The 21457-nt window shown below is 53.9% G+C and carries 22 protein-coding genes, 3 tRNA genes, 1 rRNA gene and 1 riboswitch; of the genes, 16 read left to right on the top strand and 10 right to left on the bottom strand.

The annotated features are described in order from the left end of the window. Positions 1–600 (bottom strand): 16S ribosomal RNA (locus Q9245_RS14560); the annotation flags it as partial. Positions 601–987: 387 nt separating this feature from the next. Here Q9245_RS14560 and Q9245_RS14555 point away from each other — a divergent pair. From Q9245_RS14555 to Q9245_RS14540, 4 genes are all read left to right on the top strand, one after another. After that, positions 988–2709: a bifunctional diguanylate cyclase/phosphodiesterase gene (locus Q9245_RS14555; RefSeq protein ID WP_305897859.1), complete on the top strand. Its 1722-nt coding sequence runs from the start codon at positions 988–990 to the stop codon at positions 2707–2709. A gap of 166 nt (positions 2710–2875) precedes the next feature. Further along, positions 2876–3631, top strand: a complete 756-nt coding sequence (locus Q9245_RS14550) for an amino acid ABC transporter substrate-binding protein (protein WP_305897858.1) — start codon at positions 2876–2878, stop codon at positions 3629–3631. Between the two features lie 25 nt (positions 3632–3656). Beyond that, positions 3657–4331: an amino acid ABC transporter permease gene (locus Q9245_RS14545; protein WP_305897857.1), complete on the top strand. Its 675-nt coding sequence runs from the start codon at positions 3657–3659 to the stop codon at positions 4329–4331. Continuing rightward, positions 4328–5074 (top strand): amino acid ABC transporter ATP-binding protein, encoded by a 747-nt coding sequence (locus tag Q9245_RS14540; RefSeq protein ID WP_305897856.1) that lies wholly within the window; start codon positions 4328–4330, stop codon positions 5072–5074. The genes Q9245_RS14545 and Q9245_RS14540 overlap by 4 nt, the downstream gene beginning before the upstream one ends. Before the next feature lie 395 nt (positions 5075–5469). Here Q9245_RS14540 and Q9245_RS14535 read toward each other — a convergent pair. Together Q9245_RS14535 and Q9245_RS14530 are read right to left on the bottom strand one after the other, a co-directional pair. Further along, a tRNA-Cys gene (locus Q9245_RS14535) sits at positions 5470–5543 on the bottom strand. Between the two features lie 51 nt (positions 5544–5594). Next, positions 5595–5670: transfer RNA gene (locus Q9245_RS14530), tRNA-Gly, on the bottom strand. 295 nt (positions 5671–5965) lie between these two features. Here Q9245_RS14530 and Q9245_RS14525 point away from each other — a divergent pair. Further along, positions 5966–6616 carry an START domain-containing protein gene (locus Q9245_RS14525; protein WP_305897855.1) on the top strand — a complete coding sequence of 217 codons (651 nt, stop codon included), beginning with the start codon at positions 5966–5968 and terminating at the stop codon, positions 6614–6616. A 14-nt stretch (positions 6617–6630) separates the two neighbouring features. On the opposite strand, the gene Q9245_RS14520 is transcribed toward Q9245_RS14525, so the two are convergent. Next, positions 6631–7362 (bottom strand): murein L,D-transpeptidase catalytic domain family protein, encoded by a 732-nt coding sequence (locus tag Q9245_RS14520; RefSeq protein ID WP_305897854.1) that lies wholly within the window; start codon positions 7360–7362, stop codon positions 6631–6633. Positions 7363–7520: 158 nt separating this feature from the next. Next, a riboswitch (TPP riboswitch) is annotated at positions 7521–7616 on the top strand. Positions 7617–7663: 47 nt separating this feature from the next. Between Q9245_RS14520 and thiB the strand changes: the two genes are divergently transcribed. From thiB to Q9245_RS14485, 7 genes are all read left to right on the top strand, one after another. Further along, positions 7664–8668, top strand: a complete 1005-nt coding sequence (gene thiB / locus Q9245_RS14515; RefSeq protein WP_305897853.1) for a thiamine ABC transporter substrate binding subunit — start codon at positions 7664–7666, stop codon at positions 8666–8668. A gap of 4 nt (positions 8669–8672) precedes the next feature. Next, positions 8673–10343: a thiamine/thiamine pyrophosphate ABC transporter permease gene (thiP, locus tag Q9245_RS14510; protein ID WP_305897852.1), complete on the top strand. Its 1671-nt coding sequence runs from the start codon at positions 8673–8675 to the stop codon at positions 10341–10343. After that, the gene (locus Q9245_RS14505) at positions 10336–10950 is read left to right on the top strand and encodes an ATP-binding cassette domain-containing protein (protein ID WP_305897851.1); all 615 of its coding nucleotides are present in this window, start codon (positions 10336–10338) and stop codon (positions 10948–10950) included. Before thiP ends, Q9245_RS14505 begins: the two co-directional genes overlap by 8 nt. 96 nt (positions 10951–11046) lie before the next feature. Then, complete coding sequence (locus tag Q9245_RS14500) at positions 11047–12138, top strand: MlaE family lipid ABC transporter permease subunit (protein ID WP_371824828.1); 1092 nt, start codon at positions 11047–11049, stop codon at positions 12136–12138. A gap of 3 nt (positions 12139–12141) precedes the next feature. Continuing rightward, positions 12142–12963: an ABC transporter ATP-binding protein gene (locus tag Q9245_RS14495; protein WP_305897850.1), complete on the top strand. Its 822-nt coding sequence runs from the start codon at positions 12142–12144 to the stop codon at positions 12961–12963. After that, the gene (locus Q9245_RS14490) at positions 12963–13901 is read left to right on the top strand and encodes an MlaD family protein (RefSeq protein WP_305897849.1); all 939 of its coding nucleotides are present in this window, start codon (positions 12963–12965) and stop codon (positions 13899–13901) included. The genes Q9245_RS14495 and Q9245_RS14490 overlap by 1 nt, the downstream gene beginning before the upstream one ends. Beyond that, positions 13898–14509: an ABC-type transport auxiliary lipoprotein family protein gene (locus tag Q9245_RS14485; protein WP_305897848.1), complete on the top strand. Its 612-nt coding sequence runs from the start codon at positions 13898–13900 to the stop codon at positions 14507–14509. Before Q9245_RS14490 ends, Q9245_RS14485 begins: the two co-directional genes overlap by 4 nt. Positions 14510–14533: 24 nt before the next feature. On the opposite strand, the gene pgsA is transcribed toward Q9245_RS14485, so the two are convergent. The 4 genes from pgsA to Q9245_RS14465 all read right to left on the bottom strand — a co-directional run bounded on the left by pgsA (position 14534) and on the right by Q9245_RS14465 (position 18002). Then, the gene (gene pgsA, locus Q9245_RS14480) at positions 14534–15115 is read right to left on the bottom strand and encodes a CDP-diacylglycerol--glycerol-3-phosphate 3-phosphatidyltransferase (protein WP_305897847.1); all 582 of its coding nucleotides are present in this window, start codon (positions 15113–15115) and stop codon (positions 14534–14536) included. 7 nt (positions 15116–15122) lie between these two features. Next, a complete protein-coding gene (gene uvrC, locus Q9245_RS14475; protein WP_305897846.1) occupies positions 15123–16982 on the bottom strand; it encodes an excinuclease ABC subunit UvrC in 1860 nt (619 codons plus the stop codon). After that, positions 16966–17628 carry a UvrY/SirA/GacA family response regulator transcription factor gene (uvrY, locus tag Q9245_RS14470; RefSeq protein ID WP_133005379.1) on the bottom strand — a complete coding sequence of 221 codons (663 nt, stop codon included), beginning with the start codon at positions 17626–17628 and terminating at the stop codon, positions 16966–16968. Before uvrY ends, uvrC begins: the two co-directional genes overlap by 17 nt. 125 nt (positions 17629–17753) lie before the next feature. Then, complete coding sequence (locus Q9245_RS14465; RefSeq protein WP_305897845.1) at positions 17754–18002, bottom strand: hypothetical protein; 249 nt, start codon at positions 18000–18002, stop codon at positions 17754–17756. Between the two features lie 77 nt (positions 18003–18079). Here Q9245_RS14465 and Q9245_RS14460 point away from each other — a divergent pair, with 77 nt between their 5' ends. Continuing rightward, positions 18080–18784 carry an AzlC family ABC transporter permease gene (locus tag Q9245_RS14460; protein ID WP_305897844.1) on the top strand — a complete coding sequence of 235 codons (705 nt, stop codon included), beginning with the start codon at positions 18080–18082 and terminating at the stop codon, positions 18782–18784. Continuing rightward, positions 18777–19121 (top strand): branched-chain amino acid transporter permease, encoded by a 345-nt coding sequence (locus tag Q9245_RS14455; protein WP_305897843.1) that lies wholly within the window; start codon positions 18777–18779, stop codon positions 19119–19121. Before Q9245_RS14460 ends, Q9245_RS14455 begins: the two co-directional genes overlap by 8 nt. Here Q9245_RS14455 and Q9245_RS14450 read toward each other — a convergent pair whose 3' ends face one another. Further along, positions 19122–19526 carry a DUF1330 domain-containing protein gene (locus tag Q9245_RS14450; RefSeq protein WP_199007259.1) on the bottom strand — a complete coding sequence of 135 codons (405 nt, stop codon included), beginning with the start codon at positions 19524–19526 and terminating at the stop codon, positions 19122–19124. A 101-nt stretch (positions 19527–19627) separates the two neighbouring features. On the opposite strand from Q9245_RS14450, the gene Q9245_RS14445 reads away from it, so the two are divergent. Further along, the gene (locus Q9245_RS14445) at positions 19628–20578 is read left to right on the top strand and encodes an AEC family transporter (RefSeq protein ID WP_305897842.1); all 951 of its coding nucleotides are present in this window, start codon (positions 19628–19630) and stop codon (positions 20576–20578) included. Between the two features lie 58 nt (positions 20579–20636). Here the strand turns inward: Q9245_RS14445 and Q9245_RS14440 are convergent. Next, a tRNA-Ser gene (locus tag Q9245_RS14440) sits at positions 20637–20727 on the bottom strand. Positions 20728–20916: 189 nt separating this feature from the next. On the opposite strand from Q9245_RS14440, the gene Q9245_RS14435 reads away from it, so the two are divergent. Next, the gene (locus Q9245_RS14435; protein ID WP_305897841.1) at positions 20917–21447 is read left to right on the top strand and encodes an isochorismatase family protein; all 531 of its coding nucleotides are present in this window, start codon (positions 20917–20919) and stop codon (positions 21445–21447) included. The last annotated feature ends 10 nt before the right edge of the window (positions 21448–21457 follow it).

Genomic DNA, 21457 nt, shown 5'->3' with positions numbered 1-21457 from the left:
TCTCGCTTACTCAACCACCTACGCGCGCTTTACGCCCAGTAATTCCGATTAACGCTTGCACCCTCCGTATTACCGCGGCTGCTGGCACGGAGTTAGCCGGTGCTTCTTCTGCGAGTAACGTCAATCCCTAAAGGTATTAACTTTAGAGCCTTCCTCCTCGCTGAAAGTGCTTTACAACCCGAAAGCCTTCTTCACACACGCGGCATGGCTGGATCAGGGTTGCCCCCATTGTCCAATATTCCCCACTGCTGCCTCCCGTAGGAGTTCGGGCCGTGTCTCAGTCCCGATGTGGCTGATCATCCTCTCAAACCAGCTACGGATCGTCGCCTTGGTGAGCCTTTACCTCACCAACTAGCTAATCCGACTTAGGCTCATCCAATAGCGCAAGGTCCGAAGATCCCCTGCTTTCCCCCGTAGGGCGTATGCGGTATTAGCAGCCGTTTCCGACTGTTGTCCCCCACTACTGGGCAGATTCCTAAGCATTACTCACCCGTCCGCCGCTCGACGCCTGATAGCAAGCTATCATCGTTTCCGCTCGACTTGCATGTGTTAAGCCTGCCGCCAGCGTTCAATCTGAGCCATGATCAAACTCTTCAGTTTAAATCATACAAGAATCCGAAGATTCTTAATTCTTGCTCAAGACAAAACTCAATTTCGACGAGTCACTGTCCTGATATTTCGTATCTGAAATACCTCGGCCAGCGCCCACACGAATTACTTGGTCAACTTTTTAAAGAGCGTTTGAGCGTCTCGTTGCTCAACAGTGGGGCGAATTCTACAGCGTTCTCGTGACCTGTCAACAAGTATTATCAAAAGATTTCGTCTTGTTTCGGTTTCCCGCAACTATCTGATACACAATCGTTTATCAAACAACCAGGATGCACAAAAAACAACCAGACAGGCGCACGAATGACCCCAATCAATATGGTGTTAGTCTATGCCAAATGATAGTTTGCTGCTACAAATATAACGAACTTCGACAAGCCCATGCCCATGACACTTTTAAGCAACGACGATACTGGCCACTCGAACTGCCGAGGTAGCTTCATAAAGGAGCAGCGTTATCAGTCCCTGCTCTCTCTTCATCCGGACGCAGTTTTTGAGGTCGACCGGGATAGCCGCATCGTTGCGGTCAATGAGAATTTCGAAACCCTACTCGGGACCTGCCATAAAACAGTTATTGGAAAACGCCTCCAAAGCCTGACCCAGATCGATGACCTTAAACACTTCCCTGACGCACTAGCTCTCGCCCTGGAAGGCGAACAGGCCAAGCTCGAGTGCAAAATCCTGCGCGACGCGGATCAACCCACGCCGATCGAAATCACGCTTTCACCTTCCTATGTTGATGGGGCTGTGGCCAGTGTATACGGCATAGCGAAGGACTTATTTCTTTATCGCAGTTCCGCGAAGAGCCGCGTTAATGAGGACAGTCTTACAGGTCTCCCGAGCCGTTCAACATTCGAAAACCGAATCCGCGATACACAGTATATAGGGGAGCAACTCGCGGCTGTTTTGATCATCAATCTGGACGACTTCGGTTCAGTTAACCGCCACCTTGGCCACGACATTGGTGACAGGTTGCTCCAAGAAGCGGCGAAACGCATAAATGAAGGTCTACAACCCGGCGATTTTCTTGCGCGCTTTGCAGGCGACGAATTTGCTTTGCTTCTGCCCAATATCGCAACCGAAGAGATTGCACTGCAGATTGCAGAAGGATACCTATACCTACTCTCCTGCCCATTCGTTATAGACCAACACGTACTTCAAATAACAGCCAGCATCGGAATTGCGTTCCACCACCGCCCCAATCCTCATACCGAGACTCTGATTCAGCGCGCCTGCATCGCTGTAACCGATGCAAAAACACAAGGTCGCAACACGTGGGGCTGGTATTCCGACGATTCCGATTCCGTGGTTTTGGAGCATATTTCGCTTCGCCGCGACCTAGCCGATGCCATTGAGACCAACCGGCTCGTTCTTCACTACCAACCGTTGGTGGATGCGCGAACCGGAGTAATAAGGTCGCTGGAAGCGCTGGTCAGATGGCAACATTCAGACCGCGGCTTGATGTCTCCTCAAGAATTCATTTCGCTGGCTGAAAAAACCGGACAAATCATCGATATCGAACGCTGGGTGCTTCGCCGGGCATGCAAGGATATTCAAGCACTCAATTCCGACCGCGAAGTTCCTATATCCATTGCCGTCAATATTTCCTCTGCTCATTTCGGGCGAAACGGCTTCATTGAGGAGATAGAACACATACTGCAGGTCAGCGGCCTAAATCCTCATCATTTGGAACTCGAGGTGACGGAGAGCTCATTGATGACCGACACACGAAAATCGGTCGAGCGCCTTCAGGCCCTGCGGTCTCTGGGAGTCAGAATCGCAATCGACGATTTTGGTACGGGTTACTCAAACCTCGCGTATCTGCACCGGTTCCCGATCAACAAGATAAAGATTGATCAAGCTTTTATCAGGAATATCGACTCCAACAATGCCAATGCTGCGATTGTCGAGGGAGTTATCACCATGGCTCACCGTTTGGACCTGGAAGTTGTTGCCGAAGGTATTGAAACAGCTGATCACCGAAATCATCTTGTTGAACTCAATTGCGACACACTACAAGGCTACCTGTTTTCCAGAGCTCTGCCGTTTGAGCAAATTGAGCAGCTCCCTGCTCATCTATATGACCAAACCGAGACCTATTAATGTGGAGTTCTGAATACCCGATCCATTTTCAGCGGACGCCTTGCCCCGCCATTGTGGCAATTGCCTTGGTGTACCAGCCGATATGTAGCTGTTAAAGTTCACACCAACCACTATTAATAACCAATTGCGAGTAGAAACCATTCTTTGCGGGCCGTAAGGAGGTCTTATGAAGACGCTATTTCCTAAATTATTATTGGCCATGTCATTGGTCGTAAGCATGCCTTTGTTGGCTCAAGAGGACCCTTTACGAGTTGGTATGTCTGGTTCCTACTTCCCTTTCACTTTCGTTGAACAAGACGAACTCAAGGGTTTTGAAGTTGACGTTATGAACGCCTTGGGCAAAGAAATGGGGCGTGAGATCCAGTACGAAACGGCGAACTTCTCCGGGCTGTTTGGCATGTTGCAATCCGGACGCATCGACACCGTTGCTAACCAGATAACGATCACCGAAGAGCGCAAGAAAGCCTACGTATTCAGCGATCCTTATGTTTATGACGGTGCGCAAGTGGTCACCAAAAAAGGCAACACTGAAGTGCGATCCGTTGAAGACCTCAAAGGGAAAACGGTTGCTGTAAACCTGGGATCTAATTTTGAAGACCTCCTTGAGCAACTTCCTTACGCCGACCAGATCAACATCAAAACCTATGAAAGCAATCTTGAGCGGGACACCGCACTGGGGCGTGTCGATGCATTCGTGATGGATCGAGTGAGTGCCAGCCAGATTATTAAAGAAAAACCCCTGCCCCTCGAACTAGCAGGCCCCACCTTCTCTCAAATCAAAAACGCCTACCCTTTCCACGACAATGAAGCCGGCCGCGCGCTCCGCGACGAAGTAAACAAGGCTATGGCAACCCTGCGTGAAAACGGCACTCTGGCCAACATTTCTGAAAAATGGTTCGGCACCGACATCACTCAGCCTTGAGCGGCTTACCGAGGACTAACACTATATGGACGTGTTGAACGTCGAGTACATGCTTGGCTTGGTACCTGTACTACTCAGGTACCTCCCCCTCACGTTACAGCTGGCAGGCATCGGGATGGTCTTTGCGCTGATCCTCGCATGCCTGTTTGCGGTTGTCCGGGTACTGCGCATTCCGGTCCTTAATCAGCTAACGATCGTCTTCATTTCCTTCTTTCGAGGCACCCCGTTATTGGTGCAGCTGTTCCTGTTCTACTACGGGCTGCCACAACTGTTCAGTGCATTAACCGTCATCGATGGCATTACCGCCACCATCATGGGACTTACCATGCACTTTGCAGCCTACATGGCCGAATCCATTCGAGCCGCCATTGTAGGCGTCGATCGCAGCCAAACCGAAGCCGCCTTATCCATCGGCATGACGAACGGTCAGCTGATGCGCAGAATCGTGCTCCCGCAAGCTACCCGAGTAGCTCTACCAACGTTGATGAATTATTTCATTGACATGATTAAAGCAACATCGCTCGCATTTACTTTGGGCGTTACCGAACTGATGGGTGCGACACAAAAAGAAGCCGCCGGAAGTTTCCTGTACTTCGAGGCGTTCATCGTCGCAGCCATCATGTACTGGATCGTGGTAGAAATTCTGTCCAAGCTTCAAACCTATCTAGAATCACGCCTGAACAAGGCCTATAACCGATGATCAAACTAGCCTCACTGAGCAAGCATTTTGGCAAAACAGTCGTACTCGACGAGATCGACCTGACCATTGAAAAAGGCGAGATTGTTGTGATCATTGGGCCTTCCGGCACAGGTAAATCCACCCTGCTCCGCTGCATTAATTTTCTGGAACAACCAACGGCCGGAACCATCACCGTTGGCGACCTGACGGTCGATGTAAAACAGGCCAGCCGCGCCGACATTCTTTCACTGCGCCGTCAAACCGCCTTCGTATTCCAGAACTACGCCCTGTTTGCCAACAAGACCGCCTTGCAAAACATCGCCGAGCGTCTGTTGGTTGTCGATAAATGGCCGAAAGAAAAGGCTTATGAGAAGGCTCGCGAGATTCTGGGGAAAATCGGTTTGGCGGAAAAAGCTGATGCCTATCCAGCATCTATGTCTGGCGGCCAGCAGCAACGAGTTGCGATTGGGCGGGCCATGGCTGCGGGCGCAGAGGTAATCCTGTTTGATGAACCCACTTCATCTCTGGATCCCGAGTGGGTAGAAGAAGTGCTGGGGCTAATGAAGCAGCTGGCTGCTGAGCGCCAGACTATGCTGGTGGTCACCCATGAAATGTCGTTCGCCCGAGATGTGGCTGATCGCGTGATCTTTGTCGATGGTGGCCATATTGTGGAACAAGGACCGCCCAGCGAGATATTCCAGAATCCGAAAGACCCTCGAACTCAGGATTTTCTCAAGAAGATACTCGCCACCAACCCCGTGTAACACCAGCTCTCATTCGTACATGGCAATTCAAAGGGGCGAAGCACCCAGCGGGTGCTTCTCCTTAGAGCGCCAGCTATTCAGTAGCCTGTTCGGCTTTGTCACCCAACTTTTCAGCGCCTTGTTTAACGTTATACCACGCTGAAGATGTTGCTTCTTTGGTATTCTCCCAAGCACTCTGAGCGCTCTTTCCGTAACTACGATCACTCTCCGGATCAAACGATCCGATAAACGATAGCGCATTTCCAACCTACCAAAGGCGTTGGTAACGACCAAGTGACGTTAAGGTAACAACCTGTACAGGAAAGCAAAAAAAGAATAGTTAGGATCGATATCTCGCTATCGCCGCGATGATTAAGAGGGCGAGACTCTGCTCGATATAAGACGAAAAATAAAAATGGAGGCGCGGGTCGGAATCGAACCGGCGTACACGGAGTTGCAGTCCGCTGCATAACCACTCTGCCACCGCGCCGGGTAAGCCTTTTCGGGCTTTGCTCTCAGGGGGCGTGAGAGACTTGGAAATTGGAGCGGGAAACGAGATTCGAACTCGCGACCCCAACCTTGGCAAGGTTGTGCTCTACCAACTGAGCTATTCCCGCTCTTCGTTTAAGAGGCTTTGCCTCGTCAACGGATGCGTATTCTACGGATTCCTTCGCCGCCGTCAACAACTTTTTTCAACCTTTTGTTTTTTAGCATGTTTTGGGCATTTTTTAGCCAAACGAGACGATTCTTTGCCGTTCATCTCCACAGCGAAGTCATTCGCGCCATAGATTCAGCCTGACTCATCCCCGAGAATCGCCGCCTATCGATAGTTCGTTCCATTAAAGGCTTGTGTTGACCATGCGACATTTCAATTTTTCGACCCTGGTTTTTCTCACTCTAACGCTGTTCAGTGTGAGTCCCACCCTTGCCTCTGACTGGGTCGTCAAACAACAGGGAGCAAAGCGTTCCGACATTACAACCTATGTTCGTGATGCAGAAAACTCTCCTATCAAGCAATTCCGCGGTGTGGTGGAAACTCAGCATTCCATATTCTCAGCGATGTCGGTCATAAACGACATTTCCCTGTGCCAACAATGGATCTACAACTGCCAAGAAGCTCGTTACCATCACGCGGATGACGGCGAGAAGTTTCTTTGGATGATGTTTGATGGCGTATGGCCGGCCTCAGACCGTGACCTTGTCATGAAGTCTTCATTCAACCAGGACGAAGTGGATGGCCCTGTCACTGTTCAATCGATTGGTCAGCCTCATGCCGCGCCGGAGCAATCTGACTATGTTCGCATTCCAATGCTGAACAACAGTTTTTACCTTGAGCCATTGGCAGACGGCTGGACACGCATTACGTTCACGACGCAGGTAGATCCGGGTGGGCTGGTTCCGGCATGGATTGCCAACATGGTCGCTACCGATGCGCCCATTCGAACTTTGGAAGGTCTTCAGAAGATGATGAACAAGGAGCCGTTCAGAGACTACAGCGATGAGAACGTGCCAACCGAATTAGTTGAGAAGCACAATCTGCGCTTCTCAACGCTGGGTTCCTAAGAACGCTCGTTGGCTTACGAGTTATTACCCTGCGCCGGAGTGGCTTCGGCCACTTGGGCGGGGGCATCGCAATTCAGGAAGCTGGAACTCTGAAGCCACTCCTGATCCGGATAGTAGGTGAATACCAGCTGCCCTCCCTTCAGATTATCAACAACTGAGCGAATCACTTTTCGGTCTACTGCCGGGCAGCCGTGGCTGCGGCCAATCCGCCCATAGTCTGCCACCCAATCGGGGCTAACGTAATCTGCGCCATGAATCACAATGGCTCTTTGGCGGGCCAGGTCGTTTACCCCAGGCTCCAATCCGTCCAGTCTCAGCGCGTAACCATGGGTTCCACTGTAGCTTTCGTTGCCTTTGAACAAACCGATGCTGGACTGGTGGCTGCCTTCGATGTTCGAGAAGGCGCTGGCTTCCAAATTTCCGGAATTCTTTCCATGCGCAACCAAATCCCTGAGCAACAAATCGCCCTTGCTCAGATCGAAGATCCACATACGCTCTTCACTGGATGGCAATGAAAAATCAATCACCGCCAGCCGCTCGGGCATGGCAACGCCATTGTTCACCGCGCACTGGGTTGCTTTATACGCTGCGCCCAACACCTCGGGGTTCAAGTAAGGTGCAGACTCTCCCAACTTATCGAGCAGAGCTTTATCAAAGGATGAGGCATTCGCTTGTACGGAAAACGACACAAGTAATGCCAAGCCCGATAACCATGTAAAAGGGCGTCGTTTGGTGTGCAAAGACATACGCACATAACCTCAAAAGTTGGAATAGCTTTGTAGCTGGCTGAAAAGTGCCTCATTCTAACAGCGAACTTTTAGACTTTCGTGTTTCCGTACATTTTTTAACCTTTAGCCTACAAACACCTCGAATTTGTCCTGCCCCGGCGCCATGGTAGAATCCCGGTAACTCAACGGGGTGCCCTCGTTAAAGGGCTGAGACCACACCCGCGGAACCTGACACGGATAATGCCGACGAAGGAATTGAGTCACGCTGAACATCACAGTGTGCGCCGCGGCATGGCCCCCTCTTATAAGGATGCCGCATATGTTTTATCGCCTATCCCTTTTGCTGCTGGCCATGACCTTGCCTTTGGCCGCGCACTCCGCCGACCGTACTGTTTTAAACGTGTATACCCATCCGTCGTTCGCGGCTGAATGGGGCCCCGGGCCCGGCGTTAAAGAGGCTTTCGAGAAGCAATGTGACTGCACGCTCAATTACACGGTACTGAACAGCGGTGGTGATATTTTGCAAAGGCTGCGATTGGAAGGTGCTTCAACTCCGGCCGATCTGGTTCTGGGGCTGGATACCGCCACCATGGAAACCGCTCTTCGAACCGGCCTTATAGGTGAGCACGGGCGGTCTTTAGAAGCACTGGACTTGCCTATCGACTGGGACGACGCCCACTTCATCCCTTATGACTGGGGTTACTTTGCGTTTGTGTACGACACCCAACAGCTGCCCGAACCGCCCACCAGCTTTGAAGAACTCATCAACGCACCCGATGATCTGAAGATCATTATTCAGGACCCCCGCACCAGCACCCCGGGGCTCGGCCTGTTACTGTGGATGCATTCCGTCTACGGCGAGGAAGCCTCTGCCAAGTGGGCGCAGTTGAATGACAAGGTTCTGGCCACCACTCAAAGCTGGAGCGATGGCTACTTCTCGCTGTTCATGAACGGCGAAGCCCCGATGATTCTCTCGTACAGCACTTCGCCCGCCTATCACATGGCGGTGGATAAGACCGACCGTTACCAAGCCGTTCAATTTGACGAAGGTCACTACCTGCAAGTCGAAGTGGCAGCGCTGGTTGAGTCTTCCGATCAGAAAACGCTGGCGCGGAGTTTTCTGGATTTCATGTTGACCCCGGAGTTTCAAACGCACATCCCGCTCAAGAACGTCATGTACCCGGCCATTGATCTGGGCGACGATCTACCCAGTGTTTTCGACCGGCTGATTACCCCTGAACACACTTTTTTCCTTCCCCCTGCAGAGGTTGCCGGGCAACGCCGCCAGCTCGTTAACAACTGGCTGGATGCGATGACCCGATAACCCTATGCACTCCACACCCACGAAAGCGCCCTTCAGCCACCCGGGATGGCAGCTCATCCCGGGTCAGCTAATCGGGTTGGCTTTGTTGATACTGGTTGCCCTTGGTCTTGGCAGTATGGTGTTGACCGCAGGCGGCCTTGACCTCTCAACGGTTCTCAACAGCCGTTATTTGCGGGGTGTGGTGTGGTTTACGGTTTGGCAGGCGACCTTGTCGGTTTTGCTTAGCCTGGCACTGGCGCTCCCCATAGCCCGAGCCTTGGCAAGGTACCGGCGTTTTCCGGGCCGTTCGGCGTTACTTCGGGTGATGGAACTCAGCCTTGTACTGCCGACCATCGTTGCGGTTTCAGGCATTATTGGCGTGTATGGCCGGCAAGGCTGGGCTACCGGTTTGTTGAACGAATGGTTGCCCGGAAACGGCTGGAATCTTTATGGGCTGAACGGCATTTTACTCGCTCATGTGTTCTTTAACGCGCCGTTAGCCGCACGAGTGATGCTGCAATCGCTGGAAGCCATCTCGCCAGCGCGACTCCGTATAGCATCGCAACTTGGGCTTCGTGGCTGGTGGCTCTGGCGTTCGGTTGAATGGCCAGCCCTGCGCGCCGTGTTACCGGGGCTGAGCGCCTTGGTCTTCACCTTATGCTTTACCAGTTTTGCCATCATCATGACTCTCGGTGGAGGCCCCTCGGCCACCACACTGGAAGTGGCGATTTATCAGGCTCTGCGGTTTGAGTTCGACTTCCCACAGGCTGCCGTTTTAGCGGTCATTCAATTGTTGATTTGCGGTAGCTTGTGGTGGTTGGTGTTTCGCCAGCGCGTGGAATCCGCACTTCTTCCCAACCGGCAAGTTTCTCACGCTGTGCCGTTGAGAGCCTGGCGTGCCCAACCGTTGCTGGCTGCAGCCTTACTGGCCTTGTTCAGCTTGTTCTTGCTGCTACCCTTATTGGCGATCGGCATCCGTGGATTACCGGCACTGTTGGCACTCGATGCCGGCGTGCCCATCTATAAACAACTGTTACCCGCTACCGGGCGCAGCTTGCTGATTGCCTTGCCCGCCGGTTTGGCATCGGTTGCGGTGGCATTAATGATTCTGGCCTCGGCTAACCGGGCCAAGAACCCGCTATTGAAAGGCATCCCCACAACCACCGGCTACCTGCCACTAATTGTACCGCCCATCGTACTTGGCACCGGGCTTTTTCTGCTGCTTCGCCCCGGCCTGGGTAATCATGCACAGGGTTGGGTACTGGTTGCTTTGATCAACAGCTTGATGGCCCTGCCCTTCGTGATCCAGGTACTGCGCGGCCCCCTGAGCAGTTTTGATCGCCACTCGCTTCGCGTGGCCGATCAGCTGGGTATATTGGGCTGGTACCGTTGGCGACGTATGTATTGGCCCCTGTTACGACGCCCGATGGCGCTGGGTTTGGCCTATGGGATTGCACTGTCAATGGGGGATTTCGGGGTAATCGCACTCTTCGGAAGCCCCGGCCAGCCTACCCTGCCGGTGTTGCTGTACCAACAACTGGGCAGCTATCAGGTAGTCGCAGCCGCTGGCACCGGTTTATGGTTGCTGATGCTATTGGTGTTCATTTTCGGGCTTCTATCGGCTATCGGACGGCCGCCCGCCCACCAAAGCAAATCCCGTTTACCTGAAACCACTCTGGAGCCCGAGCATGCTTGAGGTCGAACACCTGTGTTTTCGTTACCCGGGCCAAGCCAAAGGCTGGGAGTATCACTTCTCATTGCACCCCGGCCGTTGCGTGGCGATTCATGGTGCCAGCGGGAGCGGCAAAACCACTTTGCTGAATCTGATCGCCGGCTTTCTGCAGCCGGATTCAGGCCAGATTCTCTGGCAGGGTAAGCCGATCCAGAACCTAGAGCCTTGGAACCGCCCGGTGACCAGCGTGTTTCAAGAACACAATTTGTTTGAGCACCTGGATGTGGCCACCAATATTGGCCTGGGGCTTCACCCGGGATTGAAGCTGACCTCTGATCAAAAGCAAAGCATCGTCCAGGGGCTCGAGCGCACCGGGCTAGCAGGATTCGGCTCGAGAATGCCCGGCGATCTTTCCGGTGGGCAACGACAACGAGTGGCTTTGGTGAGAGCGATTCTGCGGCGACAGCCTCTATTGCTTCTGGATGAGCCACTCACCGGTTTGGACAGCGAGGCCAAAGACAGCCTCAGAGCCATGCTGCAGGAAGAGAAGTCTCGGGGCGTCGCCCTGATTCTCGCCAGCCACGACGAAGATGACCGAAAGTTATTGGCAGACTCCTACTGGAATCTCTAAGCTTGGAGTGAACGGCAGCAAGGATTTAATTTCGTAGTGGCACTCTCTTCGCGGCAATCTTCACGCTCACCCGAACCGTCCGCAGGTAACGTAGAACTGAGCGATTCAGGCCTGACGTTCAGCGGGGACTGGACACTTCCGAACTACACCACTCTGACCCGATTGGTCGGGCTGATCGAAACGAAGGATTTTGCAAACGTTACTCTCGATGTATCCCAGCTCCGCCGCGTGGATACCGCGGGTGCCTCTTTACTGGTAAAACTGGTCGGCTCCTCCGCACTGATACAAGCAGTCCAAAGCAGCAATCTTGCCACCGAACAACAAGCTTTGATTACAACGGTTGCGTCCGCCATGAAGGCAGAGGCACAACCAGCACCGAAGACCAACCCAATATTGGCGTTTCTGGCAAGTACGGGTAAAAAGGTCACCGATGTATGCCGCCTGGTTTGGCTATTGGCCGGCTTCATTGGCGAAACATTAGCCGCGTTGTTTTACATCCTGCCCCGCCCGAAACGCTGGCGCGTCACCTCGTTTGTCGCAGCCGTTCACGACACTGGCCTCAACGCCCTGCCGATTGTTGCCTTACTTACCTTTCTTGTCGGTTCCGTCGTCGCTTTTTTGGGCGCCACTGTGTTGCAGGATTTTGGTGCCACCATTTACACCGTGAACCTGGTGGCGTTTTCGTTCCTACGGGAGTTTGGCGTTTTGCTGGCCGCCATTCTGTTAGCCGGTCGCACCGCCAGCTCCTTTACCGCCCACATCGGCGCGATGAAGGTTAACGAAGAACTGGATGCCATTCGCACTCTGGGCCTGAATCCGGTCGAACTGCTAGTGGTACCCAGAGTACTGGCCATGATGGTGAGCCTGCCGGTACTCACGTTCGTCGGCATGATTTCAGGGATGATTGGCGGCGCGGTGGTCTGTGCCATTACGCTGGACATTCCACCAAGCCAGTATTTAGCCATCGTTGAACGGGACATTGGCTTGACGCACTTTCTGGTGGGAATTGGTAAAGCACCGGTGTTTGCCTTTCTGATCGCCGTAATCGGCTGCCTCGAAGGGTTCAAGGTGTCCGGCAGCGCACAATCCGTCGGTGAGCACACTACCTCTAGCGTCGTTCAGTCGATCTTCATGGTGATTCTGCTGGATTCAATCGCCGCTTTGTTTTTTATGGAAATGGGCTGGTAACGCATGACCGACTCCCAAGCCCGGCGCCATCCCCCGGGCGAAGCCATTATTCAGGTACGTGGTTTAAGCACACGTTTTGGCGACCACATCGTTCATCAAGATCTGGGCCTGGATATGTATCCGGGCGAGATCCTCGGGGTGGTTGGCGGCTCCGGAACCGGTAAATCGGTTCTGCTGCGAACCATTGTCGGTTTGAACAGCCCGACCGCCGGGCATATTCGGTTGTTCGATACGGATCTTACTGAATTACCCGCCGAAGAGCGCTCCCGGTATGAACAGCGATTCGGCGTCTTGTTTCAGGGCGGCGCTCTGTTCACCTCACTGAACCTGGTGCAAAACATTTCGGTTCCGCTGATCGAACATGCAGGGCTTGCTCGCGCTGATGCAGAAGAGCTGGCCCGCATGAAACTGGCGCTGACCGGATTGCCGCCAGAGGCGGCCTTGAAATACCCAGCCGAACTCTCGGGTGGCATGGTTAAGCGGGCCGCACTGGCTCGTGCACTGGCTTTGGATCCTGAAATACTGTTTCTGGACGAGCCTACCGCCGGATTGGATCCCATCGGCGCCGCAGCGTTCGATGAATTGATCGTTACGCTGAGCAAAGCACTGGGTCTGACGGTTTTTCTGGTCACCCACGATCTGGACACCCTCTATTCGACCTGCGACCGTGTGGCGGTGCTGGCACAACGTAAGGTCTTGGTCGCGGATACGCTTGACCGGGTTGCCCAAACCGATAACGCTTGGGTCCAAGAGTATTTTCATGGCCCCCGTGGCCGAGCTGCCATCGCTGCAGGAACGAAAGCACATCAAGAGGAGTTCCGTTAATGGAGCCGAAGGCCCATCACATCATAATTGGATTCTTCACGCTGGCCGCGGTGACGGCTGCTCTGCTGTTTGCACTATGGCTTGGTAAATCCTCGGCAGACCGGGAATGGGCATACTACCAGATCGGCTTTGACCACCCCGTAAGCGGTTTGGCCAAGGGCAACCCGGTTCTGTACAGCGGCATTCAGGTGGGCGACGTACTAGAACTGACATTGGCCCCGGATAACCCGGCCCACGTTCGCGTGCTGGTGCGCGTTGAGCAAGACATTCCGGTGCGCACAGACACCAAAGCCGGGCTGGTACTGGCCAACATCACCGGGAGCATGAGCATCCAGTTTACCGGGGGCACACCTCAGAGCGAGAGGCTTCAGGGCAACCGTGATAACCCACCATTGATTCACGCAGAACCGTCGGCCCTGAACAATCTCATGAATAACGGCGAAGCCATGCTCGCCCAGGCAGAGCAATTGCTGACGAATATGAACCGTTTACTGGCGACCGAAAACATCGAAAACGTGTCCGCTTTGCTTAATAACGCTCGTGAGGCGAGCGTATCCCTTCTGGAAAACCGAGAAGCGCTGATTGCCCTGATGGACCAATTCAACACCGCCGCGGTGCGCGCCGAGGAAGCGGCCATTAAGGTTTCCAGCGTATCTGACAATACCCGAGCGGTGCTTAATGACCGGGTCGTGCCCGTGCTGACTGCGATGGATACCGCCATTGCGACCCTGCAACCTTCTCTGGAGCGGGTTAACACCCTCACCGCCGATAATGAGCATTCACTGAACGCCGGGCTTCAGGGGCTTTCTCAGCTTGGCCCCGCGCTACGCGAATTAAAGTCTACCTTGCGCAACCTGAACAGCTTCACTCGCCGCCTTGAACAAGACCCGGCGGGCACCCTGTGGGGCGGGCCGAGCATCAAGGAGTTTGAGCAATGAAAACAAGCCTCACACGCATTGCCGTGCTGTTGGCAGCGCTTTCAACTGCCGCCTGCACGGTTCTCCCTCGGCCAGAACCGCCCCGAGTGATGGACCTGGCTCCGGCAAGCTCTCAGCCAAATCACGAAAACCTTTTGCCTGTCAGCCTGCGCATCAACACCCCGCTTGCTTCAGATCCCGTAGACAGCTCGGCAATTCTGCTGAAGCCCACCGCCTACGAGTTTCAGGCCTATCAGAAGGCCCGGTGGCGAGACAGCGCCCCGGTGCTGGTTCGCGATCATCTTGCCCGGCACCTTCGAAACAGTGGGGGATTTCGTAATGTTGTGATCGATACCAGTGCAACCAACACCGAGCACGCCTTACTCACCGAACTTTCGGCCTTTCAGGTGGAACAAAGCGGTAACACGTATCAGGTGATTCTTGAGCTGCATGCGGAGGTGATCAGTGAGCAAAGCGGCAGCAGTTTATGCGTTCGCAACTGGTCAATTCAAGAGATGGCCGCCAGCTCCGTGCTGGAATCGGCGGTGGAAGCCTTTTCCCGAGCCAGCAACACTCTGGCGAGCGAACTGACTCAGTGGGCTTGGAGTTGTGTGCAGCGGGCGCAGTAAACCGCGCCCGGAAAAAGCGAGTTTCTAGACCTCGCTTTGTTTCTCTTCAGCCGTCTCACCCGCCTTCGGAAACAAATCGTCCCAAGCGGCGTGCAAGTATAGATACATCGACCACAGCGTCAGTACCGCCGCCAGGTACAGCAGCCCAACGGCGATATCGGCCAGCAAATTCCCCGGCGGGAATGCCAGCAAGCCCACGATGGCGGCAATCTGAGCCGTCGTTTTAATCTTACCGATAAAGGAAACCGCCACACTGCCCCGGCTGCCAATTTCAGCCATCCACTCCCGCAACGCGGAAATCACGATTTCGCGGCCGATAATGACCGTCGCGGGGATGGTCAGTAAAACAGCGGAGTATTCTTCTATCAAAACCGCCAGCGCCACAGCCACCATTAATTTGTCTGCAACCGGATCCAAAAACGCGCCGAACGGTGTACTTTGGTTCAACCGGCGCGCCAGATAGCCATCCAACCAGTCCGTGATCCCTGCCAACGCAAAAATCGCCGCACTCGCCATGTAACTCCAGCTCGCAGGCAAATAAAACACCACCACGAACACCGGAATCATGACAATGCGGGACAGGGTAATCAGGTTCGGTAAATTCATTGTGTTCCTATTCGTTATGCAATGCTGCGTAAATGGTTTCGGCCAATGCTTTGCTGATGCCCTGCACCTTGGCAATCTCGTCTACTCCGGCTTTTCGGATACCCTGTATTCCACCGAAGTAACGTATCAACTCTCGCCTGCGTTTCGGCCCCACACCCTCAATGCCTTCAAGGGTGGATTGCCGGCGTTTTTTATCTCGCCGCGCCCGGTGGCCGGTAATGGCAAACCGGTGCGACTCATCCCGTATGTGCTGAATCAGGTGTAACGCCGGCGAATCGGCCGGCACCCTGAACACCGCATCGGTCATGGCATCGATCAATTGTTCCATGCCAGCCCGGCGAGTAACACCCTTCGCCACGCCAATTAGGGGAATATCTGAAATCTCAAGCTCATCAAACACTTCACGGGCAATGTTCAGCTGACCTTTACCGCCATCGATGAACACCAAATCCGGCTTTTTGCCTTCGCCATTCGCCAATCGACGGTAGCGGCGAGTCAGCACCTGGCGCATGGCGGCATAGTCGTCCCCGGCCGTCACACCTTCGATATTATACAGGCGGTAATCGCTTTTCAGGGGGCCATTCTCGTCGAAAACCACGCAGGATGCGACGGTATTTTCGCCATGGCTGTGGCTGATATCAAAACATTCCATGCGACTGGGCGTTTCGGTTAGTTCCAGCAGGTCCCGCAGCGCCAGCAAACGACGATACACGGTTTCCTTGCTGGCAAGGTGGCTCAGCAGTGTCTGCTGGGCGTTGGTCATGGCCAATTCAAGCCAGCGTTTACGTTCACCACGCACGTTGCCGCGTATTCTGGTTTCACGATTGGCCGCGTCCGTGAGAGCTTCGGCCAGAAGCTCCTGCCCCTCGACGTTAACCGGCACCAGTATATCGTTCGGGATCTCCCGGCGCGTATCACCCCCAAAATAATACTGGCCAAGAAACGAAGCCAGCAATTCGCCTTCCGTCTGTTCCAAAGAGAATTTCGGGAAGTAGTCCTTGGTGCCCAGCACCCGCCCCCCCCTCACAATGATCACCACGATACACACCACGCCGGCGTCTTGGGCGATGGCGATCACATCCGCATCGCCGCCCTCGCCGTCAACCGATTGCTGCTCCTGCACGTGACGCAGATGATTGACCTGATCGCGATAAGTTGCCGCTTTTTCAAACTCGAGCTTTGAAGCAGCCTCTTCCATCGCAGTCATCAGATCACGGATGATCGCCGGGTTCTTGCCCTCCAGAAACATGGTGGCTCGACGGATGTCCTGCTGGTACTCCTCGGGGCTGATGTACTCTACACAAGGCGCGGTGCACCGGTTAATCTGATATTGCAGGCAGGGCCGATTTCTGTTTCTGAAATAGCTTTCATTACAAGATCTTATCTTAAATACTTTCTGCAAAATATTAAGACTTTCTTTCACCGCTCCGGAGCTCGGAAAAGGTCCGAACCAAGTGCCACCGCCTTTTTTCGTGCGACCACGTCGAAAGGTCAAAGACGGGTAATCGCTGTGCGATGACAGGTAAATATAGGGGTAGGATTTGTCGTCCCGAAGCAGAATGTTGTAAGGCGGCCTCAGGGATTTGATCAGGTTTTGCTCAAGCAAAAGCGCTTCGGTTTCACTCCCCGTAATGGTCACTTCAATGGAGTGAATCTTGCCAACCAGGGCTTCAGTTTTCGGGGCCAGGCCGGTTTTTCGGAAGTAACTGCTGACGCGGTTCTTGAGATTTCGCGCTTTGCCGACGTACAGGATCTCCCCTGCACTATCGTACATACGATAGACACCGGCGCGTTCAGAGAGTTGTTTCAGGAAGCTCTTGCTGTCGAACTCCCCGGGGATGTAGTTGGGGTCAGACGGTATCGGCATCCAGCAACCCAAGCCGTACTGCCATCAGCGCAAGTTCTACGTCGCTGGAAATCTCGAGCTTTTCGAAAATCCGATAGCGGTAACTGTTCACGGTTTTCGGGCTCAAGCAGAGCTTGTCCGAAATATCCTGAACTTTCTGGCACTCCACCACCATCATGGCAATCTGCATTTCACGCTCGGATAAGCGCTCGAACTTCGACAGTTCGCCGTCTTCATCCCGGTCGCCGCCCCCCAGAGAATTCAACGCCATCTTCTGGGCAATCTCGGGGCTAATGTAGCGCTGGCCGGAATGGGCCTTGCGAATGGCGCGCACCATTTCCTGAATGTCTGCGCCCTTGGTGATATAAGCCGCGGCACCGCTTTGCATCACGCGCGCCGGATATGGGTCGTCCGCACAGGCGGTCACCACAATGATTCGAATCGAATCATCCAACCGAAGAATCCGCCGCGTGGCTTCCAGCCCTCCGATACCCGGCATCCGAATATCCATAAGAACGATGTCCGGCCGCGCGTTGCGCACGAAATCAATCGCATCTTCACCAGAAGACGCCTGACCAATCACATCAATGTCAGGATTGTCAGCCAGCATGCGGGTAATACCGGAGCGCACCAACTCGTGGTCATCAACAACCAGAACCCTGATCAAAGCTCACCTCACCAACAGAATAAAAACAACGCTCAGTAATTGTACCCATTACCGGAGTCACCGCATAGGTAAGGCGTTCAAAACCTTGGCCTTCGTCAACTCTTGCAATCTTTTGACGCAATACATCAGGCCGGAGAGCCCAAACTGGCGGTATTTTCGACCGGATCAAACCACACCACCAACTCCCCGGAGCCAACAGCCGCAAGCACCCGGCTGCGTTCGGCCAACGGATCCTCCGTATCATTTAGCCCGTGGTACCGAGTGCAATACTCCTCTGCCAGCCCTTCAAGCTGATCCTCGGTGAGCAAGCTGGCATCCACCACAAATTTTTCCTGGCGCGGATCCGACTCAGGTTCATTAGCATAATCGCTCATCATCAATCCTTTCGCACTATCTTCAAAAGCCACAAGCAATTCATTATCATCATGCCTTTTACAAAGTTTGGATGCTAATGAACCAGAACGTTTTCAAGCTAACACTCCCTATCCTCTTTGGCTACCTGCCATTGGGCACAGCCTTCGGCGTGCTGTTTTCCACCCAGCTGGATTATGCGTGGTGGATCGCGCCGCTTATGGGTGTGGTGATCTATGCTGGCGCCGGGCAAATCCTTGCTGTTAGCTTGCTGGCGGCTAATGCCGGGTTGCTCGAAGTGGCCGTTGCCATGCTGGTTCTCAATGCCCGCCATCTATTCTACGGCTTGTCATTACTGGGGCAATTCCGCGGCGCCGGCTGGCGCAAAGGTTACCTGATCTTCGGGCTCACCGATGAAACCTATTCGCTGCTTACTAGCCGAACACGATCCGGGGACACGCACCACGAGCAGCAAATCGATTTTCGCATTACGGCGTTCAATCAACTCTATTGGATAGCAGGCTGCGCACTGGGTGCCCTGCTGGGTGACTGGATCGCTTTCGATAGCACCGGCATCGAATTCGCACTGGTCGCTCTGTTCATCGTCTTGACCATCGAGCAGTTCAAGGCCTTGCGGAACGCCTTTCCAATCTGGGCCGGCGCACTGGCTGCCGGCGTTGCCATGTTACTGATACCGGCCACACATCAATTGATTGCCGCTATTGCAATCGTCACCGCTGTGCTGCTGATTCAGTACCGCTATCAGCGCGAGTCTGTTCTTGAGCCGGAGGCCAGCCATGAGTGAAAGCTATTATCTGGCGGCTTTCATTGCTGTCACGGCGCTCGCAACCTTCGCCACCCGCGTGGTGCCGTTTCTATTTTTCGAGCGCCATACCGAACACCCGCTGATCAAACACCTAGGAAGGTTTCTACCGGCGGCAGTAATGGCCCTTTTGGCTACGGTTTTCCTTCAGCGTTCGGCGAGTTGGGATGCAGGAATTCTGGGGTTGGACGCCCTGATTCCCGGCTTGCTTGTGGTAGCGGTCCATCTTTGGCGAGGTAATGCATTGCTGTCGATTGCGACAGGCACCGCCGCCTACATGGCTATTCAGCAAACCGGAATGATCGTTTCCGGAGGGTGATTACACGCCGCCTTCAACATTGGCGACCAAGCGGGAGTCTTCCAGTGCTGCGGTTCTATGTTTGAGAACCCCTTTGTAATCAGGACTTTCGATCATGGCCAAAAAGGCATCAGTCGAAGGGTAGCGAACCAATAACACTTGATCCCAGGCTTCGTCTGGCGGCGCAATGAGCGACCCGACACTACGGCCCGACCAAATAACTTCAGCGCCGACGGCTCTGACACATTCGGCCGCTTCCTTCATGTAGCGCTTATAGGCATCGCGCCCGGAACATTCTTCACTCGCGTCCTGGTATTCCGCGCGATCACGGAATCTCAGCAAGTTGAGCATGACCACCGGTTGATCTTTAGGGGTTTCCTGCAGGACTTTTTTCAGCTCTTCCTGGGAAGCGTCAACAGTCGCCATAAGTATCCTTTTTATTTGTTATTGAGGATGCCAAAGTTCGCAAGCACTTGGGCACCATAAACCAATTTTATCGACCATGCACCTCGAGAGAGTACTGTACTTTGAGCGGATTACTAGCCACATTCAGCTACACACTGGAAACCACCCTACCCGTCTTTGCCATGGTATTTTTGGGAATTGGTCTGCGCCGGCTGGGCTGGATTGATCAAAACTTTATTTCGACGGCATCGGCGCTGGTGTTTAAAGCCACTCTGCCCACCCTGGTTTTTCTTGCCATTATCAAAGCCGACCTAAGCGCCACGCTGAACGCCAACATGTTGCTGTTCTATCTGGCAGCGACACTCGGTAGCTTTTTCGCCGCCTGGCTGTGGGCGATCAAACGAGTGCCCAGAGATGACCGTGGAGTGTACGTACAGGGAGCGTTTCGAGGGAACTGCGGCATTGTCGGTCTCGCCCTTGCCGCCAACCTCTATGGTGATTACGGCCTCTCGGCCGGGGGACTCTTACTTGGCCTGATCATCATTTCTTACAACATACTGTCGGTGGTTGTGCTGCTTGCTTACCAACCGGGCAAACAGATGAACGTCTCAACAACGTTGCGCGACATTGTGCGCAATCCATTGATCATCGCTGTGGTGGTCGCCGTCCCCTTCGCGGGCCTGCAAATCACGCTTCCCGAGTGGATCATGACCAGCGGCGAATACTTTGCCTCGCTGACCCTGCCACTCGCCCTGCTTTGCATTGGTGGTGCCGTGTCGTTAAAAGCGATCCGAAACGACAGCGGACCCGCTCTGGGTTCAGCGGTTTGGAAGATGGTGACATTGCCGGTAGCCTGCACGCTGGCCGCTTGGCTGCTTGGATTCGAAGGGCGCGAGCTGGGGTTGATGTTTTTATTCTTCGCGAGCCCAACGGCCGCGGCCAGTTTCGTCATGGTGAAGGCTCTGGGCGGCAACGATCGCATGGCCGCCAACATCATTGCGTTAACCACTCTCATGGCGAGCGTTACTGTGACCGTGGGGGTGTTCGTGCTGCGGACAACGGGACTCGGGTGAGGAAACCGTTTTTTCTGAACCCCAACAAAAAACCCCAGCTTTCTGCTGGGGTTTAATTTGGCGGAGAGGGAGGGATTCGAACCCTCGATACGCTATTAACGTATACACACTTTCCAGGCGTGCGCCTTCAGCCACTCGGCCACCTCTCCAATAAACTGTTTCAAATCAGCGTACTCGCCGCTCATTTGAGGGCGCAAACTTTAATTGTTTTGGCGGCGTTTGGCAACCGTATCTGTAAAATTCTCTGAAATTTTCTTTCAGTACACCCGATAGGCCCTATTGGCGCGGCATTTTCGCTATGCTTAACAAGCTAACGCCCACTTATTTGGAGACACACCATGCTGATGAAAGCCGAGCAATCCACCTTGCTACTTATCGACGTACAAGAAAAGCTGATGCCGGCGATCAGCCAGGGCGCGGAGGTTATTGATCGCTGCACAACGCTGGCAATTATTGCAGGCCTTCTTGAAGTGCCCGTGATTGGCACCGAGCAGCTGCCCGAAAAGCTAGGCTCGAACGTCGAGTCCATTCGGGAACTGTGCAACACCACCGTGGGGAAAACCCACTTTGATGCCTGCCCCGATGGCCTGATCGACGAATTACCAGAGGGCCGCCAGCACATCATCATTGGCGGCTGCGAAACCCACGTTTGCATGCTCCAGACAGCACTCAGTTTGCTGGATGCCGGCTATAAAGTTTGGGTCGTTGCAGATGCCACAGGCTCACGCAACGATCTCGACCGGGATGTCGCTCTTGATCGCCTGCATCAAAGTGGCGCGCGGATTGTGACAACTGAAATGGTCGCTTTCGAATGGATGGGGCATTGCCAGCATCCGCACTTCCGCGACATTCAGGAACTGATCAAGTAACGAATTACGA

The sequence above is a fragment of the Marinobacter sp. MDS2 genome (assembly GCF_030718085.1).
In the GTDB taxonomy this organism is placed as follows: Bacteria; Pseudomonadota; Gammaproteobacteria; order Pseudomonadales; family Oleiphilaceae; genus Marinobacter.
The sequence above is the reverse complement of the archived record's forward strand: the minus strand, read 5'-3'. Positions and strand labels throughout refer to the sequence as shown.

What these genes read in the sequence shown, in the direction of transcription:
- Q9245_RS14555 (WP_305897859.1), top strand. Translation starts at nt 988, where the DNA reads ATGCCCATGACACTTTTAAGCAACGACGATACTGGCCACTCGAACTGC.
- Q9245_RS14550 (WP_305897858.1), top strand. Translation starts at nt 2,876, where the DNA reads ATGAAGACGCTATTTCCTAAATTATTATTGGCCATGTCATTGGTCGTA.
- Q9245_RS14545 (WP_305897857.1), top strand. Translation starts at nt 3,657, where the DNA reads ATGGACGTGTTGAACGTCGAGTACATGCTTGGCTTGGTACCTGTACTA.
- Q9245_RS14540 (WP_305897856.1), top strand. Translation starts at nt 4,328, where the DNA reads ATGATCAAACTAGCCTCACTGAGCAAGCATTTTGGCAAAACAGTCGTA.
- Q9245_RS14520 (WP_305897854.1), bottom strand. Translation starts at nt 7,362, where the DNA reads ATGTCTTTGCACACCAAACGACGCCCTTTTACATGGTTATCGGGCTTG.
- thiB (WP_305897853.1), top strand. Translation starts at nt 7,664, where the DNA reads ATGTTTTATCGCCTATCCCTTTTGCTGCTGGCCATGACCTTGCCTTTG.
- thiP (WP_305897852.1), top strand. Translation starts at nt 8,673, where the DNA reads ATGCACTCCACACCCACGAAAGCGCCCTTCAGCCACCCGGGATGGCAG.
- Q9245_RS14505 (WP_305897851.1), top strand. Translation starts at nt 10,336, where the DNA reads ATGCTTGAGGTCGAACACCTGTGTTTTCGTTACCCGGGCCAAGCCAAA.
- Q9245_RS14495 (WP_305897850.1), top strand. Translation starts at nt 12,142, where the DNA reads ATGACCGACTCCCAAGCCCGGCGCCATCCCCCGGGCGAAGCCATTATT.
- Q9245_RS14490 (WP_305897849.1), top strand. Translation starts at nt 12,963, where the DNA reads ATGGAGCCGAAGGCCCATCACATCATAATTGGATTCTTCACGCTGGCC.
- Q9245_RS14485 (WP_305897848.1), top strand. Translation starts at nt 13,898, where the DNA reads ATGAAAACAAGCCTCACACGCATTGCCGTGCTGTTGGCAGCGCTTTCA.
- pgsA (WP_305897847.1), bottom strand. Translation starts at nt 15,115, where the DNA reads ATGAATTTACCGAACCTGATTACCCTGTCCCGCATTGTCATGATTCCG.
- uvrC (WP_305897846.1), bottom strand. Translation starts at nt 16,982, where the DNA reads ATGCCGATACCGTCTGACCCCAACTACATCCCCGGGGAGTTCGACAGC.
- Q9245_RS14465 (WP_305897845.1), bottom strand. Translation starts at nt 18,002, where the DNA reads ATGAGCGATTATGCTAATGAACCTGAGTCGGATCCGCGCCAGGAAAAA.
- Q9245_RS14460 (WP_305897844.1), top strand. Translation starts at nt 18,080, where the DNA reads ATGAACCAGAACGTTTTCAAGCTAACACTCCCTATCCTCTTTGGCTAC.
- Q9245_RS14455 (WP_305897843.1), top strand. Translation starts at nt 18,777, where the DNA reads ATGAGTGAAAGCTATTATCTGGCGGCTTTCATTGCTGTCACGGCGCTC.
- Q9245_RS14450 (WP_199007259.1), bottom strand. Translation starts at nt 19,526, where the DNA reads ATGGCGACTGTTGACGCTTCCCAGGAAGAGCTGAAAAAAGTCCTGCAG.
- Q9245_RS14435 (WP_305897841.1), top strand. Translation starts at nt 20,917, where the DNA reads ATGCTGATGAAAGCCGAGCAATCCACCTTGCTACTTATCGACGTACAA.